The organism is Rickettsiella endosymbiont of Litargus connexus (genome assembly GCF_964277335.1).
Taxonomy (GTDB): Bacteria; Pseudomonadota; Gammaproteobacteria; order Diplorickettsiales; family Diplorickettsiaceae; genus Aquirickettsiella; species Aquirickettsiella isopodorum.
Genome location: NZ_OZ195516.1, coordinates 67792 through 85743, shown reverse-complemented (window position 1 = coordinate 85743; position 17952 = coordinate 67792). Strand labels below are relative to the sequence as shown.

Below are 17952 nucleotides of genomic sequence, written 5' to 3'. Positions count from 1 at the left end.
CAGCAACAATAAAAAATAAAGTGCAAAGAGTATATTTTTAGAAATATAAGCCAACTTGTAAAGTAATTGTATTACCACTTTTTCCTGTTCCATTAATAGGATTAAACCCTAAACCCGATTGGCCTTGAGCAACATCTGTTGCACTATAGTCAATATCGTGGCGAAACTCTAAACTTTCGATGGTATATTTCCAAATAGATGCACTAACGGTTGCTATATAGCGCTTCTTAGGAATGAGTAAACCCAAGGCATCTTTGGATTGGTCATATCCAATAATAACTGCACTAGGTTTTTCTAACACATTAAATTTATAGTCTGCCTCTACATGAAAAGCTGAAGGCTTAGCACCCTGCCCGTTAAATGATAATACTGTTTGTGAAAATGAACGGCTAGCCGTAACATATTCACCCGTAACACTAAATGCTTCGATGCTCAACGTTCCGCGAGCATCTAAACCCGACACAGGATTAAGAATTTCAGTATTATTGTTAGTAGCAAATCCTTCAAAATTATTAGTTCCATCGTTATTATTATGCTGCATTCCAATGGAATCCGCGATACTACGAATATAGCTTCCTGCTATATCAATATTCCATTTAGGTTTAGTAAAAATATACTCCGCATTAGCTCCATAATTCCGTAGACCATTATTGTCTATACTGGTTCGGCTTGGTCCTCTAAAAGCAAAAGTCGATAAATTTAAATTATTTTCATCATTAAATTGTTTTGAAAAAGCTAACTCCAAGGCCCTCGCTTTGGTCCTGCCTAAGATTTTAGTAAATGGATCGCTAATCATTGAAGATGAGTACTGACCAAATGGCACGTAAAATTGACCCATGGTCGCATACAGAGGAAACTTAGCTAAATTTCCTATGGTTAAAAACCCCCGCTCTAAAAAAACATGCGAATTATCAATGCGTCTTGGCGACATATCAGGAGGAGTATTATCATAAACAAACGCGATAAGACCTGTTACCCACTGATTCACTAAAATTTCAGTATCTAACTCAATACCCGTCAAATTAATATCTGTTGCTGAGTTATTTTGAAAAGTACCGAAATGGCTAGTATGGTAGATCTGGGACTCTACTTTTCCACTCAGATTAACAACCGGTGTCGCTGGAAAAGAATGCCCATTTTCTATTAAATAATTGTAAATCCGTTTTCGCTGCTGTAGTAAATAGAGATCCTCATTCACATAAGGCTGATTAACGATTAAGTCAGAAGCATTAAATTCGGAGTTTATCCCAATATACGGTGAGCTAACGACAGGCGTGCCAATAATAAAAAAAGGGTGCAGAGAAGTAACTAAACTTTGATGATTAGCAATTTCTGTAGGAGAAAGATGATCTGGGTTTGATTGCCTACGTAAAGTAGCCACTTGATTTTGCACGCGTTGCAATTCGGACTCTAAAATTTGAGTTTTTTGTGCCAGTCTTCTGATTTCACCATCATTTGATGGTGAAATCTCATCCGCTAAAGCAACATTGCCGAGTAAGCTTAACCAACAAAAACCAGCCATTATCACGGTTAATTTATACTTGTTAATTAGCATGAGGGAACACCTTATTATTGGAAATAAGCTAGCCCCCTATTTATCAAAAAAGAGTGGATAATGCAAGCATATTTTTCTTTATGGACTCTCTAGGCTTTAACCTGGGGGAATATACCCCCTAGATTTTTAAAAAAGTCTCTAATTCGAATTTTTTTTCTGTCGCCATCGACTAGCCAGAATATTTAACCATTCTACAAATACTGAGAAAGCAATAGCAAAATAGAGATAGGCTCTAGGCACATGTAAACCAAAGCCATCCGCTACTAAGACTAAGCCAATTAACAATAAAAAACTTAAACCGAGAATCTTTAAGTTCGGGTAGGTACTAATAAAATGACTGATGGGTCCACTGGCCCAAATCATCAGTACGATTGCAATAATAATAGCTAAGGCCATAATGATAAATTCCTGAGCCATTCCTACTGCGGTGATCACACTATCTAATGAAAAAATAATATCTAGTAACATAATCTGAATGATAACCATTGAAAATCGTGAGTATCGATGCAGACTACTTTTATTTTCTGCGGTAATAGTTACATTAAAATGAAGTTCACTGGTCCCTTTTGCAAGTAAAAATAATCCTCCTACGATGAGTATCAAATCTCTTCCTGAAAAAACATGACCCACTAAGGTAAAAAGAGGTTGTGTGAACTTAGTTATCCAAGCTAAGGTTGCCAGTAAAAGCAAGCGCGTCAAACAAGCGAGTAATAAACCAAATTGGCGTGCTGAATGTTGCTGAGTTTTAGGAAGTCTATTGGTTACTATAGAAATGAAAACTAAGTTATCAATTCCCAAAATAATTTCTAATGCGGTTAAGGTAAGTAAACTAATCCAAGCTTCAGCAGAAAAAAATAATTCAAACATAACCACTTTTCTAAAATTGTTTAAAAAAATATTCAGTTAGATAATAATCTAATCACCATTCAAACTTTTCATTTCAATCTCTATATAAAATTTTTATATATTAGCAATTTTTTTAGCTATCTTAACAAAATAAGATAAATTTATGTTAAACCATTATAAAAAAGCCCGCTGATGCGGGCTTAATGTGTTATCTAAATTTATTATGTCGTAATCGTAATTTAAGCAAATTTAATACTGGCACGTAATTGACCGGTCGTTGACCTATTACCCGTTGCACCTTGATGTATTATGGTGCCGATAGCTGGTAATCCATCACCATTTGCCGCAGTACTGGTAATAGCCCCTTCGCCAATGTTGTAATCTCTGTCTTGGAATACTGCTATTCCTAGATCAAACCATTTCGCAAAGTTAACCATATAGTCCGCGTAGATACGACGTTGCGGTAAGAAGGTCGCTAAATGTGTCGTCCGTTGATATCCAATCGCTACGCGTGATTGATGCGCCATGACAGGGAAGGTTAATCCAGCTTCCAAGCCCCAAACATCAGGTTTACCCAATTGCGCAGGTGGATTAGTTAATACTGGAAAGCCCGGGCTAGAATTACCACTTAAAAAGATAGGGTTCGCTAAACTCCGTGTGGTCTGAATATAGTGACCGTTCGCATCAAAGGGCCCAAACGTAACATCCGCATTGAAGTTCCATGCAGGCACTTTTTCATTAGGCAATCCTGGAACTGTCGTCCCTTCAACAATTGAATTGAGGTAATAAGAAGACAAGAAGTTTGAATCCGCTATATTCGAAATATAACCCGCGTTTATATTGAATTTGCTATTAAACCAACTAAATCCCCATCCTAAATCGGCGCCACCGTTTTGAATACGGCGTGTTGAGCCACCATCTGTGATCTTAGGATTACCTGCAAACGTATATAACGAACCATATATACCGTTCGGTGCAATAAATCCTAATTGGGCTGCAGTTGCTGTAATCTCAGTAAATAATTGGGTTGGATTTTCTTGCGTTACAAATCCATACGGATCATACGCACCAAATGGGATATATTCTTTACCCACTCTAAAATAGATCGGTGACGCTTGGAAATTACCGATAGTCGCATATGCGGTGTCTATCGCCGTTCGATTCAGGGGATGATAAACAAAGAGTGAATTAGCTATATTATAAGGCCCTGTCGAACCTGGAAGGCCTGACATGGAAGTATAAACCACCGACATATTCGCCGTTACCCAGTTATTCACTCGTGCATCGACAAATAAATTCGCATTATTCAACACCAAATCACTCGCACGGCCTGTTGTTGGAAGAGTTAAAACATTAGGTGGAGTTGATGCTGGATCAATAGGAAGCGTTGGATTAAATGCGGGATTAGGCGCCCAAAAAACGGGTGGCTTACTCGCTAAGTAAGCATCGGTATTCATCCAACCACTGATATTGATCCGACAAGTCCAACCACAAGGCTGATCAAACCCACCGGGTTGATTTCGGTCGAGAATCATATCGAGTTTATTAACTTGATAACGCATCACATCCATTTGATAAGATGTATCCATCCTATATGGCTGCATCGCCAATACTGGACCGCTAAGCCCTAGTGTTACGAGTGAAGCAACTATCGCTTTGAGTTTCATACTCATCCATCTCCTTGTAGAATTAGCTAACTCTGTCTCTATCGTTTTTTTATCAAATTTAAGAAAAATAAGCATTTATTAAATAAAATATTTTTCCCAGATTTATTTTCTATCTATGAAACCTATTAATAGACAAAAAAGATAAAACCGAGTTTATCTTAGCAGTACTTTATAACTATCTCAACAAGATAAATTTATTTATATTGAGTCATCATAAAAAAAGCCCGCTGATGCGGGCTTAATGTGTTATCTAAATTTATTATGTCGTAATCGTAATTTAAGCAAATTTAATACTGGCACGTAATTGACCGGTCGTTGACCTATTACCCGTTGCACCTTGATGTATTATGGTGCCGATAGCTGGTAATCCATCACCATTTGCCGCAGTACTGGTAATAGCCCCTTCGCCAATGTTGTAATCTCTGTCTTGGAATACTGCTATTCCTAGATCAAACCATTTCGCAAAGTTAACCATATAGTCCGCGTAGATACGACGTTGCGGTAAGAAGGTCGCTAAATGTGTCGTCCGTTGATATCCAATCGCTACGCGTGATTGATGCGCCATGACAGGGAAGGTTAATCCAGCTTCCAAGCCCCAAACATCAGGTTTACCCAATTGCGCAGGTGGATTAGTTAATACTGGAAAGCCCGGGCTAGAATTACCACTTAAAAAGATAGGGTTCGCTAAACTCCGTGTGGTCTGAATATAGTGACCGTTCGCATCAAAGGGCCCAAACGTAACATCCGCATTGAAGTTCCATGCAGGCACTTTTTCATTAGGCAATCCTGGAACTGTCGTCCCTTCAACAATTGAATTGAGGTAATAAGAAGACAAGAAGTTTGAATCCGCTATATTCGAAATATAACCCGCGTTTATATTGAATTTGCTATTAAACCAACTAAATCCCCATCCTAAATCGGCGCCACCGTTTTGAATACGGCGTGTTGAGCCACCATCTGTGATCTTAGGATTACCTGCAAACGTATATAACGAACCATATATACCGTTCGGTGCAATAAATCCTAATTGGGCTGCAGTTGCTGTAATCTCAGTAAATAATTGGGTTGGATTTTCTTGCGTTACAAATCCATACGGATCATACGCACCAAATGGGATATATTCTTTACCCACTCTAAAATAGATCGGTGACGCTTGGAAATTACCGATAGTCGCATATGCGGTGTCTATCGCCGTTCGATTCAGGGGATGATAAACAAAGAGTGAATTAGCTATATTATAAGGCCCTGTCGAACCTGGAAGGCCTGACATGGAAGTATAAACCACCGACATATTCGCCGTTACCCAGTTATTCACTCGTGCATCGACAAATAAATTCGCATTATTCAACACCAAATCACTCGCACGGCCTGTTGTTGGAAGAGTTAAAACATTAGGTGGAGTTGATGCTGGATCAATAGGAAGCGTTGGATTAAATGCGGGATTAGGCGCCCAAAAAACGGGTGGCTTACTCGCTAAGTAAGCATCGGTATTCATCCAACCACTGATATTGATCCGACAAGTCCAACCACAAGGCTGATCAAACCCACCGGGTTGATTTCGGTCGAGAATCATATCGAGTTTATTAACTTGATAACGCATCACATCCATTTGATAAGATGTATCCATCATATACGGCTGCATCGCCAATACCGGACCGCTAAGCCCTAGTGTTACGAGTGAAGCAACTATCGCTTTGAGTTTCATACTCATCCATCTCCTTAATAGGTTGTTAACTCAACATTAGATTGTTTGAAAGCTAAATTTTTTGCTCTCTATTACCGGCAAACTAGTTTGCCGACTCAAACAAAAAATTAGTTTTACAAAAATCTAGTACTTCTTTAATTCTACGCTCGTAACACACCGATAAAAGTTGGAATATGCTACGCTCATAAAAATAATTCAAAAAACAATTTACTTATATTTATCCCTTGTTATTTCCTACCAAGGCTGTTTAATTTCCATTCCTGCTTAAAAGCGATATCGGCGAAAATTAAACAACCCTGGTCTTGGCACCGCTGTAAATTTACAATTTACAGTTTCGCAAACTCTAAAACGGAGACTTGCTTAGCGGTTTACCAGAACCGTTTTACAGATATTATATTTGTTTTTTTAGATTTTCAGCGATTTATGAAGGTACAAGACTTTGTTATTAGTGCTGAAAATAGCTTACCTTGTAAAGACTCGATAGCTATTGCATTTTATACCGAACACCATGACTTATGTCAATGGTTTCATTATAGAATACGCTATACTACCTTAGCCTACAAAGAACACTTACCAATTAAAGGAAAATAGATGCTAAATCAATTTAAATCAAGTTTCTGATAATTTTTTTTGTAGCTCACCTGTTTTGTAAAGTTGCTCAATGATATCGCATCCCCCTATTAACTCCCCTTTGTAATAAAGCTGTGGAAAAGTTGGCCAGTTAGAATAGAGAGGGAGTTCACGGCGTATATCACTCTTTTCCAGTACATTGACATGTGCAAATTTTACATGACATGCTTTTAATACTTGTACTACTCGAGCAGAAAAACCACAACAAGGCTTTTCTGGGGACCCTTTCATATAGAGAATCAGTGGATATTTTGTAATTTGTTGCTTGATTGTTTCTAATGTATTCATTTCAGTAATAGACATTTATTTTCCTCGCTTAAAAATTGGTAAATTTTTTACCTTTATTATTACAGTTAAGTCGTTTTTATTTTCAATCTAGACGCTCAGATTTCCTATGCAAAAAACTACACAAAACAAAATTTACAGTCACCCTATTTAAATGCTTGCCTTATTATTAGCTGGATTTTAAACTGGTGCTAGCAATTTTAGCAAATCGATAAAAATAGGATACTCCCATGAAGCACGAGTTACCCCCCTTACCCTACGCCTTAGACGCCCTGGCGCCCATTATTTCGAAGGAAACCTTAGAATATCATTATGGAAAACACCATAAAGCCTATGTTGATAAACTTAATGAATTAATTCTCGGTACAGAATTTGAAGATCTATCCTTGGAACATATTATTAAAAAAGCGCCTCAGGGTCCCATTTTTAATAATGCTGCTCAAGTCTGGAATCATACCTTTTATTGGCATTGTATGACACCAGATGCATCTAAAAACAAATTAAAAGGACCTTTAGAAGAAGCTATTAAACTATCCTTTGGATCGGTCGACAAATTTAAAGAGGCTTTTGTTAAGGCCGCTATTGCTCAATTTGGCTCAGGATGGGCTTGGCTAATCAAAGATGATGCACAAGGTTTAAAGATAGAAACCACCGCTAATGCTTTAACCCCGATGAGTGAGCATAAATCCTGCTTATTTACGTGCGATGTATGGGAGCACGCTTATTATATCGACTATCGCAACGCACGACCAAAATATCTTGAGAAATTTTGGGAAGTAGTGAATTGGGGTTTTATTGCTGAAAATTTCGAAAAATAATTAAGACAACAGAGAAAATAGCTATGTCATCTGCCTTGATGCCTATTTACCCAAATCGACTGCCTATTGCCTTTGAAAAAGGCTCAGGAATTTGGCTTACCGATACTCAAGGAGTAAGGTATTTAGATGCTTTAGCAGGTATCGCGGTATGTGGCTTAGGCCATGCCCATCCAGCCATCACTGAAACGCTTTGCAATCAAGCTGCAAAGTTAATTCACACATCTAATACTTACCATATTCCTGAACAAGAAATATTAGCTTCTGAATTGGCACGTGTATCGGGAATGGATCAAGTTTTTTTTTCGAATTCAGGTGCAGAATCTAACGAAGCAGCCATCAAAATGACGCGCCTTTATGCACGAAAAAAAGGGATCGAACAACCCATCATTTTAGCCATGAAAAATGCTTTTCATGGTAGAACCATGGCAACTCTCAGCCTATCGGGTAGTGAGCGTTTACAAATTGGTTTTGAACCTTTATTAGAGCGCTTTATTCATATCCCATTTAATGATGTAGCTGCATTAGAAAATACTATAAAGCAACATAAAAAAAATATAATTGCTATTATGTTAGAGCCGATTCAAGGAGATGGTGGGATTACAGCAGCAACACCACGTTTTTTACAAGCTATTCGAAATTATTGTGACCAATATGATTGGCTTATGATACTCGACGAAATACAAACCGGCCTTTGTCGTACCGGACCTTGGTTTGCCTATCAATCGTACCATATTTTTCCTGATATCGTTACGATTGCTAAAACCTTAGGTAATGGCTTTCCAATTGGCGCTTATTGTTCTCGTGGAAAAGCAAATAATATTTTTCCCATTGGAAAACATGGTTCTACATTTGCCGGTAGTGCCTTAGCCTGTGCCGTCGCCATCACTGTTATTAAAACTTTAGAAAAAGAAAATATGTCTGCACATGTAAAAAAAATGGGGTCTTATTTGATAAAAAAATTACAACATTGTTTTGCTAAACATCTACATGTCGTTGCTATAAAGGGACAAGGACTCATGATAGGCATTGAACTCGATATTGAATGTCGTAATATTCCTAGAATTGGATTAAAACATCGTTTGCTTTTTAACGTTGTTTCTAATAATACGATCCGTCTTTTACCTGCTTTAATTCTACAAGAAACTGATGCGGATGAAATCTGTCAACGCTTAGTTAAAACTATCGATGAATTTTATCATTCATCAACAAAATTATGAAAAAAGTAAAGAAAACACTAGATTTTGCTACGCGCTGCATCCATGCTGGACAAATACCCGATCCAAGTACAGGTGCTTTAATAGCGCCGATTTACGCAACCTCGACCTACGCGCAAAAAAGTCCGGGCGTACACCAAGGCTTTGAATATTCTAGAACGCAAAACCCTACACGATTTGCTTACGAACGTTGTATTGCTGATTTAGAAAATGGTCGTGCTGGATTTGCTTTTGCCTCTGGAATGGCAGCTATTAATACGTTACTAGAACTATTAAATCCTGGTGATCATATCATCGGCATGGATGATTTGTATGGTGGAACAGTACGTTTATTTAATCAAATTAAGCAACGATCATCCGGATTAAATTTTTCATATGTCGATATGACTGATTTAAATAATCTAAACCAACACATCAAACCCGAAACTAAATTGTTATGGATGGAATCCCCAACTAATCCCTTATTAAAATTAGTTGATATCGCACAAGCTGTTAAAATTGCTCGACAATATAAAATAATTACTGTACTTGATAATACGTTTGCTACTCCTTGGATCCAGCAACCTTTATCATTAGGCTGTGATCTCGTTGTCCATTCTGCCACTAAATATTTAAATGGACATTCCGATATGATCGGAGGCATCGTAGTAGTAGGTGACAATCCTGAATTAATTGAAAAAATAAGCTATTTACAAAATGCGATGGGTGCCATACAAGGTCCTTTTGATAGTTTTCTTGCCTTGCGAGGCTTACATACTCTAGCCTTACGCATGCAAAGACATAGTGAAAACGCATTAAAAATTGCTCAGTTTCTAGAACAACACCATAAGGTCGAAAAAGTCTTTTATCCTGGTTTAACAAATCATCCCCAACATAAATTAGCTAAAAAACAAATGCTTAACGGCTTCGGCGGAATTGTTAGTTTTGTGTTGAAAGGTAGCTTTGAAGAAACACAGCACTTCCTTCAACGTTGCCGTTTATTTACGCTGGCAGAAAGTTTAGGTTGCGTAGAAAGTCTTGTGGATCATCCGGCCATTATGACTCACGCTGCTTTGCCGTTAGAAACTCGTGAACGTCTCGGCATTACCGAGAATCTGCTGCGTTTATCTGTAGGGATAGAAGCGGTGCAAGACCTTATTGATGATCTTGAGCAAGCATTAACATCCTAAAAAACATTTTTTAATAGGCCTGATTAAAATTGCTTGAAAGCTAGTAGTTAAAACTACTATATTGATTATTCTTAGGAGAGTAAATGAATAAAAGTAAATTTTTATTACTTTTTTCTTCATTATTTTTGTCAGCTTGTCATTCAAGTTTAGACGCAGATAGAGTAGCACCCTTAAATAGCGAGCCATTTACGTTTAAATTTACTCCTGGAAAAGCCAAAACTCCTTCGAGTATAATGCCCACCGGGTTTGGCCCTATCAGAGGACCCTCCATAAACTCATCCAATGAAGAAAATTCCATTACCAAAGATTTAGGCCGATGTGGAAATAACCTACTCAATCAACAATTACATTTTGAATTTAATTTTTGAATGGTTCGATTATGAAAAAAGCAGTTGCTCTGATTTCTGGTGGCTTAGATTCTATGCTTGCTGTGAGGGTTATTCAAGAACAAGGTATTTATGTAGAGGGCATTAATTTTTATACGGGATTTTGTATTGAAGGACACACACAAGCCATTCGTAATTCTCAGCATAAAAAACCTAAACGTAACCAAGCTTTATGGGTTGCGGAACTTCTAGGAATTAAATTACATATCATTGATATTATTCAGGAATATAAAAAAATAGTCTTGAATCCTAAATATGGTTACGGTGCACATCTCAATCCTTGTCTCGATTGTAAAATTTTTATGGTGAATCGAGCTAAGCAATGGATGGAGCAACATCAATTCGATTTTATTATTACCGGAGAAGTGATTGGTCAAAGACCAAAATCTCAACTTAAAAAAAATATGCCTATTGTGGCACATGAATCTAAAGCCGATGATATTTTATTGCGGCCACTTTGTGCCAAACAATTAGCGCCGACTTTAGTAGAGCGTGAAGGCTGGGTTGAGCGTGATAAACTCTATGGATTTTCGGGTCGTAGCCGTAGCCCACAATTCGATTTAGCAAAAAAATTCAATTTTCAAGAATATGCTCAACCAGCCGGCGGTTGTTGTTTTTTAACAAATGGTCATTACACACAAAAACTCAAAGATCTTTGGAAACACCGCGGGAAGAAAGACTATGAATTTGAGGATGTTATCTTACTGAAGGTAGGTCGGCATCTACGACCCCATCCTGATTTTAAGCTCATTATTGGTCGAGACGAAGGTGAAAATCATTTTCTTGAAACCTATCAACATCAATATACCTCAATAAAACCTATTAGCCACTTAGGCCCTTTAAGCTTAATTGATGGTAAAACTACTGCTGAATACATTCATTTTGCAGCACAAATCTCTGCTCGCTTTACCGACGCTAAATCCAATGATAAGGTAACTTTAGAAATTAACACATTGAGTGGTTCAGTCCAAACCGTTACAGTTAACCCTTTTACTGCAGATCAAATCCCTAAGAAGTGGTATATTTCAGGTTAGCGGGTATTTTCTGAATAAACTATTTTTTTAAATAAAGTCTGTTAATTTTATAAAATAACTTTAGATACAGCAAAAACTAAATCATTATGACTCACCAATTAGATGCTCGACGTTTGCTCTGTCCTTTGCCTGTTATTAAAGTACAAGCCCGCGTAAAAACATTAAAGCCCGGAGATATTTTAGAGATTGTCTGCACTGATAAAGGAAGTCTGTCTGATATTTCAGCGTGGTGTCGTGTCCATGGCCATTATTTACTATCCAGCAGTACACAATGTCGAGAAATTTTCATGACTATACAAATAGGTAGTTGTTAAATGCATACTTCCCGCTATGAACAAACTCGCTCTATTGCTCTATGGGGAGGATTAAAAAATATCCTATTAGCTGGGCTAAAAATAATCTTTGGTATTATTGGTCATTCTCATGGTTTACTAGCAGATGGAGTTCATTCTCTATCTGATTTAATTGTTGATAGCGTCGTTATCATTGCCGCAAAATTTGGTAATAAAGCAGCTGATGAAGATCATCCTTATGGACATGGTCGCATCGAAACAGCGGCTACCGTTTTATTAGCGTTAATATTAGCTATTGCGGCATTTGCGATTATTATTAATGCTTTTATTACTATCGCTGCTATCCATGCCATTATCATACCGTCTCAAATTGTTTTATGGATTGCACTGAGTTCAGTTTTACTCAATGAGATACTTTATTTCTGGACAAAACACATCGCGACTCGAATTAAATCTAAATTGTTAATGACCAATGCTTGGCATCATCGGAGTGATTCAGCCACATCTATAGCGGTTGCTATAGGTGTGATTGGAGCTTGGCTAGGATTCCCTAAATTGGATGCGGTTGCGGCTATTATAGTCGGTTTAATGATTTTAAAAATAGCTTGGGGTTTTGGCTGGCATAGTATTCGCGAATTAGTGGATACTGCGCTTAGTATTGAAGAAACTGAAAAAATTAAATTATTTATAAAAGAAATTCCTGGTGTAAAAGCCATTCATCAATTACGAACGCGCTCAATTGCAGGTTCTATCTTTTGTGATGTGCACGTTTTAGTTGATCCATCCATTAGTGTTTCGGAAGGGCATTATATCGGCCAAGAAGTCGACAAGCGTCTGATTGAATCATTCCCAGATATTACTGATGTTACCGTTCATATTGATACAGAAGACGATGAATTAATTAATCCCTCTTATAATTTACCTGATCGGAATACCCTACAAAAAATTTTACAGAAACATTGGCACGATTTACTTCCCGAAACAGCCATTAAAACGGTAGTTTTTCATTATTTAGACGGTAAAATCACTATTGACTTGAAATTACCTCTCGTTTTGAGTAACCAAGTTGATTTAGAAGCTCGGTTAAAAAAAATAGTAGAGAGAGAAAAATTTATCACAGACGTTAAAATTTTTTATTATAAATGAACAAATTATTTAAAATTGCAACTTGGAATGTTAATTCATTACGCGTACGCTTAGAACATGTTTTAGCTTGGCTGAATTCACATCAACCTCACTTACTTGCTGTACAAGAAACAAAAGTTGAAAATCACCATTTCCCTGAAGAACCATTCAAAAAAGCAGGTTACCATGTCTTATATAATGGTCAAAAAACTTATAATGGTGTTGCTTTCATTAGTCGTATTCCCATGCAAAATGAAGTCACTTTCTTACCGGATTTTGATGACACTCAACGACGTATATTAGTAGTCAACATAGGAGCCTTGCGTATTGTCAATATTTATGTGCCTAATGGTTCAAATTTAGATTCTGAAAAATTTATTTATAAATTACAATGGCTAAAACAATTAAAAATTTACTTACAACAAGAATTAATCCACCATCCCTATTTAATCGTACTAGGTGATTTTAATATCGCCCCGGAAGATAAAGATATCCATGACCCACAAATGTGGCAAGGTAACGTGTTAGTTAGCCCCGAGGAACGTCAAGCTTTAAAAGCGATATTGGCTTTAGGATTTAAAGACAGTTTTCGATTATTTAATAATGCGCCAGGTCATTACACATGGTGGGATTACCGAGCCGGAGCTTTTCGGCAAAATCATGGTTTACGTATTGATCACATATTAAGTAGCAATGCCTTAACTCCCCAATGTATTGCTTGTGAAATTGATAAGGAAATAAGACGGTGGGAAAAACCGTCGGATCATGTCCCCGTCATAGCAACTTATCAAAATATCAGCTAGGATTTAAGTTATGATGGAGCCTATAAAAGCACGTTTCGGAATCGGAGAAATTGTCCAGCATAGTTTATTTGGCTATCGTGGTGTCATTGTTGACGCCGATGCTGGCTTTCAAGGAGATGATGCTTGGTATAGCAAAAACGCTCCTGGAAATCCTCCTAAAAACCAACCTTGGTACCACATTTTAGTTCATGGTTCTGTTCATCATGCTTATGCAGCCGAAATGAATCTAACTAAGGATGATACACTGGATCCTGTTGAACATCCTGAATTAGATTATTTTTTTGATAACTTTAAAAATGGTGTCTATCATCGCCGTCGTTATAGCAATTGAATGGATAACGCTACTTTAGGGATATGTCATTATTCAGCGGAGATGACTCAGAAAGCGTGGTTTTTCGAGTATCGTAAGGGAACATACTGATCACGAAACGCAGAAAATACCGCAATTTATGGCCAGCATCGTGCCAAATAACGACATCTCCTCGTAAAAACTGAACCTATGAAAAACTTAACACTCATTCGACATGCTGCAACCCATCCACAACACGTTTTTGAAAGTGATAAAGATCGTTTGCTTACTCAAATAGGTTTTCATCAAGTTGAAAGTATCGTAAAACAATTAAAAGAAAAAAAAAGTTTGCAAGATTATTTATACTCACAACAATTGGATTTTTGGCAAAACGGCACGAAAACGAAGCAACCAGAGTGTATTAACCTACATGAAGATTGTAAGTTAAACGGCAACACAGATAAAAACTTACGTACGAAGAGTATACTGTGTAGTCCCGCTAAACGTGCGCTACAAACAGCTCAGCTTCTTTGCAAAAAGCTAGAAATAAATCCAAAACTCATTAATCTTAGCCCCATACTTTACTCTGGCGATACGGAAACTATTTTAAAATCAATTTCTTCACAGAGTTTATCTAACCACGTTTTCATAATAGGCCATAATCCTACATTGAGTTGCTTAGCCCATAAGCTATGTCCGAGTACACACTCTATTATTTTACCTACCGCAGGTGTCATTTCATTAAGTTTTGATATCATCAATTGGGATGATTTATTAACTCAACAAGGAAAGCTACTCTTTTTTATTGAACCCAAACATGAATGAAAACAACGCGCGCGGCGATCAAAATTCTCTATTAAACTCAAACCAGATCTTGATATCTGGCAATGAAATGAAACAACCCCCTCAGCCTGAAGAAGAACTCTCCGCTGAGGTATTGTTTCAACAAGCTTTAGAGGCTCATGCATTGGGCGATATAAAATATGCTAAAGATAGTTATGAATATATATTAAGTAAACAACCCGACCATGTAGAAACTATTCATGCTTTAGGGTTGCTTGCTACTGAGCTACAACAATGGGAGGTCGCGATCGCTTGGATACAAAAAGCTTTATCTCTCCAACCTAATTCTGCATGTTTTCATCTTCATTTAGCAAATGCTTTTAAAAAAACTAATCAATTTGAATTTGCTTTAACACATTATCAAGCTGCTTTGCATTTAAACCCAGAATATGCTGAAGCTCATAATAATTTAGCCGGCTTATTTTATAAACAAAATCAATTAAATACCGCATGTCAACATTATAAACAAGCTGTCGTTCTAAAACCGGATTACTTGGAAGCACATTTTAATCTAGGCTTAGTATTTTTAGCTCAACAAGAAAAAAAGCCGGCATTAACACAATTCAAAAATGTATTGAGCTTACATCCAAATTCTATTCCGGCACATTGGCAACTCGCGAATATTTACTGGCAGGATCAAGATTTAGAAAAGGTCCACTATCATTATGAAAAAATCCTCGTTCTGGATCCAAACTCAGTAGAACTATTAAATAATTTTGCTGCCTTAATGTTAAAAAAAGAGTGGCCAGACGTAGCGATTGATTATTTTAAACGTGCATTGGTTATCGATCCTAAACACAAAACAGCCAGAAATAATCTTGCAGCCACTTTACTCCAAGCTAATCAATTCAAAGAAGCTATATGGCATTATTCTTTATATCTAAATTTAGAGCCATTAGATGTTGAAGCACTTTTTAACCGCGCCCATAGCTTAATGTTAACTGGTCATTTAAATGAAGCCATAATCGATTTAAAAAAAATTTTGACTATAGATGATCAACAAATAGATGCCTATTGTAATCTTGCGGCCATTTATCTAAAGCTAAATGATCGTATTGCTGCTTTAACTCATTATCAAACTATTTTAAATTTGACCCATAAACACGCCATTGCCAATTATATGGTCAGTGCCCTCACCCAACAATCTATACCGGACAGTGCCCCCTTAGAATATATTAAAAATTTATTTGATAACTATGCCTTTCAATTTGATGCGCATTTACAAAATATTTTACTCTATAAAACACCTAAATTATTGCGAGAGCAGTTAAATCCTTTCTTGAAGAATAAACAATATAACTTACTCGATCTAGGTTGTGGCACGGGCCTTAGTGGACAGTCCTTTATTGATATTGCAAAAAAAATAACCGGTATAGATATTTCACGTAATATGCTCAATAAAGCTAAAGAAAAAGACTGTTATGATATTTTGATAGAAAACGATATCTTAAATGGCGTAGCTGAATTAAAAGACTATTTTGATCTTATCTTGTGTATAGATACCTTAGTATATTTTGGCAATCTTAATGAGTTTTTCGCTAAAATAATGCCTCGTTTAGCGACTAATGGCCTCTTCGCCTTTTCTATTGAGCTTGCCGATGGAATTATTTCTTCATACACTTTGCAAACAAACGGCCGTTATCAACACGCTGAAATTTATGTCAGAGAATTAGCTAAAAAAAATGGATTAACGCTATTAAAATATACTAATGTAGTAGGGCGCCAACAAGACAACCAGGCAATTAACACAGGCTTATTCATTTTTCATAAAAAATAATAATATCGATCGCAAAAAGTCCTATTACTCGAGATTTTCGGTGCTCCTGTGCAACTCTTATGGAATGTGTCTGTTGATAACTACGGAGCATGAAAATATTACCCAATAACTGTTAAGAATATAAACCTGAAATATAATTTGATACGGCGATAATTTCTGTGTCATTCATTTTTTTGGTAATTATTGACATCATCTGATGCTTATCATTATTGCGCTTACCGTCACGAAATGCTTTTAATTGCGTAACAATATATCGAGCATGTTGTCCGCTTAAACGAGGAAATCCGGCCGGAGGATTTCCTAAGCCCGCAGGTCCATGACAAGCTAAGCAAGCGGGTATTTCTTTATTTGAATCTCCGCCACGATAAATTCTCTGCCCTAAAGAAAGTAAATGGACCTGTGCAGTATCAATAGTTCCTAACAAACGTGCATAATAGTTCGCTATTTTGATTTTTTCTTTTTCCGACAATGCAACAATTAATGAATTCATTATTGGATTATCACGCCCAAGTTTCACATTGGGTTGAAAATCTCGCATTTGCTTCATTAAATAATTAACATTCTGACCCGCCAATTTTGGCCAATTTTCATTGACCGTGGAATTTCCTTGGATACCGTGACATAGCTCGCATCCAGCAATAATGTCATTAAACGGTTTTTCAACGATTTTGGCACCACTCGGCGAAACCCCTAATAAAAAAAAGAATATAAAGATAAAATTTTTGTAATCAAGCATAACTTTTTATGGTGTTTTGGGAAAAAATAATTGATATTGCTAATATCAATTAGATAGTTTATAGTTTTGGCAGGCTTTAACAAACTATAAAAATAACATCAAGGCCAGGGAATTTTTCTTTTTTAATTAAGCGGAAGATAACCTTGAGATCCCATGTCTTTCCACTTACTGTCTTTTTAAAAAGCGTAGCTCAATTAGACCAACTACCTACAGACCAAGGCGTAGAAGTTGCATTTATTGGCCGTTCCAATTCTGGAAAATCTACAGCTATTAACTCAATTACTGGAAAAAAAGGCTTAGCCAAAACCAGTAAAATCCCAGGACGCACTCAATTATTAAATTTTTTTCAAATCAATGAACAACTACGTTTAGTCGATCTTCCTGGCTATGGATTTGCCAACGTCCCTAACGATAAAAAAACAGATTGGGAGAAAACTATTGCCACCTATCTAAAAACCAGAAAATCTTTAAAAGGACTTGTTATCACTATGGATATCCGTCACCCCCTAAAGGACCGGGATCAAGCCATGCTAACCTGGGCCTCTCATTATCAAATACCGGTATATATCCTTTTGACTAAAGCAGATAAACTGACACGAAATCAAGCGGAAAATGTCTTGAAGTTAACAACCCAGCAACTAGCTACTCTTAATCAGCCGTATGAAATACAAATCTTTTCAGCTACTAAATCGATAGGTTTAACAAACGTCCGCCATAGAATATTAAATTGGTTACATTCCTAATAGACCCAAATTTCTCCCAATTCTTATTCCCAAG

General features: G+C 36.9%; 19 protein-coding genes. 13 read left to right on the top strand and 6 right to left on the bottom strand.

The window, feature by feature from the left end:
• Positions 1–37 precede the first annotated feature (37 nt).
• From ACICP9_RS00410 to ACICP9_RS00395, 4 genes are all read right to left on the bottom strand, one after another.
• Positions 38–1555, bottom strand: coding sequence for an LbtU family siderophore porin (locus tag ACICP9_RS00410; RefSeq protein ID WP_395497944.1), 1518 nt, complete (start codon positions 1553–1555; stop codon positions 38–40).
• A 138-nt stretch (positions 1556–1693) separates the two neighbouring features.
• Positions 1694–2422, bottom strand: a complete 729-nt coding sequence (locus tag ACICP9_RS00405) for a TerC family protein (RefSeq protein ID WP_071661969.1) — start codon at positions 2420–2422, stop codon at positions 1694–1696.
• Positions 2423–2640: 218 nt separating this feature from the next.
• Entirely contained in the window at positions 2641–4068 is a 1428-nt protein-coding gene (locus ACICP9_RS00400; RefSeq protein ID WP_395497942.1) for an LbtU family siderophore porin, read from the bottom strand.
• A 277-nt stretch (positions 4069–4345) separates the two neighbouring features.
• On the bottom strand, positions 4346–5773 hold the full coding sequence (locus ACICP9_RS00395) for an LbtU family siderophore porin (RefSeq protein ID WP_395497940.1): 1428 nt from the start codon (positions 5771–5773) through the stop codon (positions 4346–4348).
• A 423-nt stretch (positions 5774–6196) separates the two neighbouring features.
• Between ACICP9_RS00395 and ACICP9_RS00390 the strand changes: the two genes are divergently transcribed.
• On the top strand, positions 6197–6364 hold the full coding sequence (locus ACICP9_RS00390; RefSeq protein WP_395497938.1) for a hypothetical protein: 168 nt from the start codon (positions 6197–6199) through the stop codon (positions 6362–6364).
• Between the two features lie 18 nt (positions 6365–6382).
• Here ACICP9_RS00390 and grxD read toward each other — a convergent pair whose 3' ends face one another.
• Positions 6383–6691: a Grx4 family monothiol glutaredoxin gene (grxD, locus tag ACICP9_RS00385; protein WP_395498950.1), complete on the bottom strand. Its 309-nt coding sequence runs from the start codon at positions 6689–6691 to the stop codon at positions 6383–6385.
• 227 nt (positions 6692–6918) lie between these two features.
• Between grxD and ACICP9_RS00380 the strand changes: the two genes are divergently transcribed.
• The 11 genes from ACICP9_RS00380 (at position 6919) to ACICP9_RS00330 (ending at position 16439) form a co-directional block, all read left to right on the top strand.
• Positions 6919–7506, top strand: coding sequence for a superoxide dismutase (locus tag ACICP9_RS00380; RefSeq protein WP_395497936.1), 588 nt, complete (start codon positions 6919–6921; stop codon positions 7504–7506).
• A gap of 23 nt (positions 7507–7529) precedes the next feature.
• Positions 7530–8723 carry an aspartate aminotransferase family protein gene (locus ACICP9_RS00375; protein WP_395497934.1) on the top strand — a complete coding sequence of 398 codons (1194 nt, stop codon included), beginning with the start codon at positions 7530–7532 and terminating at the stop codon, positions 8721–8723.
• A complete protein-coding gene (locus ACICP9_RS00370; RefSeq protein WP_071662996.1) occupies positions 8720–9889 on the top strand; it encodes a PLP-dependent aspartate aminotransferase family protein in 1170 nt (389 codons plus the stop codon). Before ACICP9_RS00375 ends, ACICP9_RS00370 begins: the two co-directional genes overlap by 4 nt.
• A gap of 83 nt (positions 9890–9972) precedes the next feature.
• Positions 9973–10257: a hypothetical protein gene (locus tag ACICP9_RS00365; protein ID WP_395497932.1), complete on the top strand. Its 285-nt coding sequence runs from the start codon at positions 9973–9975 to the stop codon at positions 10255–10257.
• A gap of 11 nt (positions 10258–10268) precedes the next feature.
• Positions 10269–11309, top strand: coding sequence for a tRNA (5-methylaminomethyl-2-thiouridylate)-methyltransferase (locus ACICP9_RS00360; protein ID WP_395497930.1), 1041 nt, complete (start codon positions 10269–10271; stop codon positions 11307–11309).
• A gap of 86 nt (positions 11310–11395) precedes the next feature.
• Complete coding sequence (locus ACICP9_RS00355; protein ID WP_395497928.1) at positions 11396–11623, top strand: sulfurtransferase TusA family protein; 228 nt, start codon at positions 11396–11398, stop codon at positions 11621–11623.
• Positions 11624–12748 (top strand): cation diffusion facilitator family transporter, encoded by a 1125-nt coding sequence (locus ACICP9_RS00350; RefSeq protein ID WP_395497926.1) that lies wholly within the window; start codon positions 11624–11626, stop codon positions 12746–12748. It abuts the gene before it with no gap.
• Positions 12745–13530 (top strand): exodeoxyribonuclease III, encoded by a 786-nt coding sequence (xth, locus tag ACICP9_RS00345; RefSeq protein WP_395497924.1) that lies wholly within the window; start codon positions 12745–12747, stop codon positions 13528–13530. Before ACICP9_RS00350 ends, xth begins: the two co-directional genes overlap by 4 nt.
• 10 nt (positions 13531–13540) lie before the next feature.
• Positions 13541–13861, top strand: coding sequence for a heat shock protein HspQ (hspQ, locus tag ACICP9_RS00340; protein ID WP_395497922.1), 321 nt, complete (start codon positions 13541–13543; stop codon positions 13859–13861).
• 168 nt (positions 13862–14029) lie between these two features.
• Positions 14030–14644, top strand: a complete 615-nt coding sequence (locus ACICP9_RS00335; protein WP_395497920.1) for a SixA phosphatase family protein — start codon at positions 14030–14032, stop codon at positions 14642–14644.
• On the top strand, positions 14637–16439 hold the full coding sequence (locus ACICP9_RS00330) for a tetratricopeptide repeat protein (RefSeq protein ID WP_395497918.1): 1803 nt from the start codon (positions 14637–14639) through the stop codon (positions 16437–16439). The genes ACICP9_RS00335 and ACICP9_RS00330 overlap by 8 nt, the downstream gene beginning before the upstream one ends.
• Before the next feature lie 112 nt (positions 16440–16551).
• On the opposite strand, the gene ACICP9_RS00325 is transcribed toward ACICP9_RS00330, so the two are convergent.
• Positions 16552–17175, bottom strand: a complete 624-nt coding sequence (locus tag ACICP9_RS00325; protein ID WP_395497916.1) for a c-type cytochrome — start codon at positions 17173–17175, stop codon at positions 16552–16554.
• A 143-nt stretch (positions 17176–17318) separates the two neighbouring features.
• On the opposite strand from ACICP9_RS00325, the gene yihA reads away from it, so the two are divergent.
• On the top strand, positions 17319–17918 hold the full coding sequence (gene yihA / locus ACICP9_RS00320; RefSeq protein ID WP_395497914.1) for a ribosome biogenesis GTP-binding protein YihA/YsxC: 600 nt from the start codon (positions 17319–17321) through the stop codon (positions 17916–17918).
• Positions 17919–17952 lie beyond the last annotated feature (34 nt).

Excerpts from the sequence above, each read along its gene's own strand:
- ACICP9_RS00410 (WP_395497944.1), bottom strand. The coding sequence starts at position 1,555 with ATGCTAATTAACAAGTATAAATTAACCGTGATAATGGCTGGTTTTTGT.
- ACICP9_RS00405 (WP_071661969.1), bottom strand. The coding sequence starts at position 2,422 with ATGTTTGAATTATTTTTTTCTGCTGAAGCTTGGATTAGTTTACTTACC.
- ACICP9_RS00400 (WP_395497942.1), bottom strand. The coding sequence starts at position 4,068 with ATGAAACTCAAAGCGATAGTTGCTTCACTCGTAACACTAGGGCTTAGC.
- ACICP9_RS00395 (WP_395497940.1), bottom strand. The coding sequence starts at position 5,773 with ATGAAACTCAAAGCGATAGTTGCTTCACTCGTAACACTAGGGCTTAGC.
- ACICP9_RS00390 (WP_395497938.1), top strand. The coding sequence starts at position 6,197 with ATGAAGGTACAAGACTTTGTTATTAGTGCTGAAAATAGCTTACCTTGT.
- grxD (WP_395498950.1), bottom strand. The coding sequence starts at position 6,691 with ATGAATACATTAGAAACAATCAAGCAACAAATTACAAAATATCCACTG.
- ACICP9_RS00380 (WP_395497936.1), top strand. The coding sequence starts at position 6,919 with ATGAAGCACGAGTTACCCCCCTTACCCTACGCCTTAGACGCCCTGGCG.
- ACICP9_RS00375 (WP_395497934.1), top strand. The coding sequence starts at position 7,530 with ATGTCATCTGCCTTGATGCCTATTTACCCAAATCGACTGCCTATTGCC.
- ACICP9_RS00370 (WP_071662996.1), top strand. The coding sequence starts at position 8,720 with ATGAAAAAAGTAAAGAAAACACTAGATTTTGCTACGCGCTGCATCCAT.
- ACICP9_RS00365 (WP_395497932.1), top strand. The coding sequence starts at position 9,973 with ATGAATAAAAGTAAATTTTTATTACTTTTTTCTTCATTATTTTTGTCA.
- ACICP9_RS00360 (WP_395497930.1), top strand. The coding sequence starts at position 10,269 with ATGAAAAAAGCAGTTGCTCTGATTTCTGGTGGCTTAGATTCTATGCTT.
- ACICP9_RS00355 (WP_395497928.1), top strand. The coding sequence starts at position 11,396 with ATGACTCACCAATTAGATGCTCGACGTTTGCTCTGTCCTTTGCCTGTT.
- ACICP9_RS00350 (WP_395497926.1), top strand. The coding sequence starts at position 11,624 with ATGCATACTTCCCGCTATGAACAAACTCGCTCTATTGCTCTATGGGGA.
- xth (WP_395497924.1), top strand. The coding sequence starts at position 12,745 with ATGAACAAATTATTTAAAATTGCAACTTGGAATGTTAATTCATTACGC.
- hspQ (WP_395497922.1), top strand. The coding sequence starts at position 13,541 with ATGATGGAGCCTATAAAAGCACGTTTCGGAATCGGAGAAATTGTCCAG.
- ACICP9_RS00335 (WP_395497920.1), top strand. The coding sequence starts at position 14,030 with ATGAAAAACTTAACACTCATTCGACATGCTGCAACCCATCCACAACAC.
- ACICP9_RS00330 (WP_395497918.1), top strand. The coding sequence starts at position 14,637 with ATGAATGAAAACAACGCGCGCGGCGATCAAAATTCTCTATTAAACTCA.
- ACICP9_RS00325 (WP_395497916.1), bottom strand. The coding sequence starts at position 17,175 with ATGCTTGATTACAAAAATTTTATCTTTATATTCTTTTTTTTATTAGGG.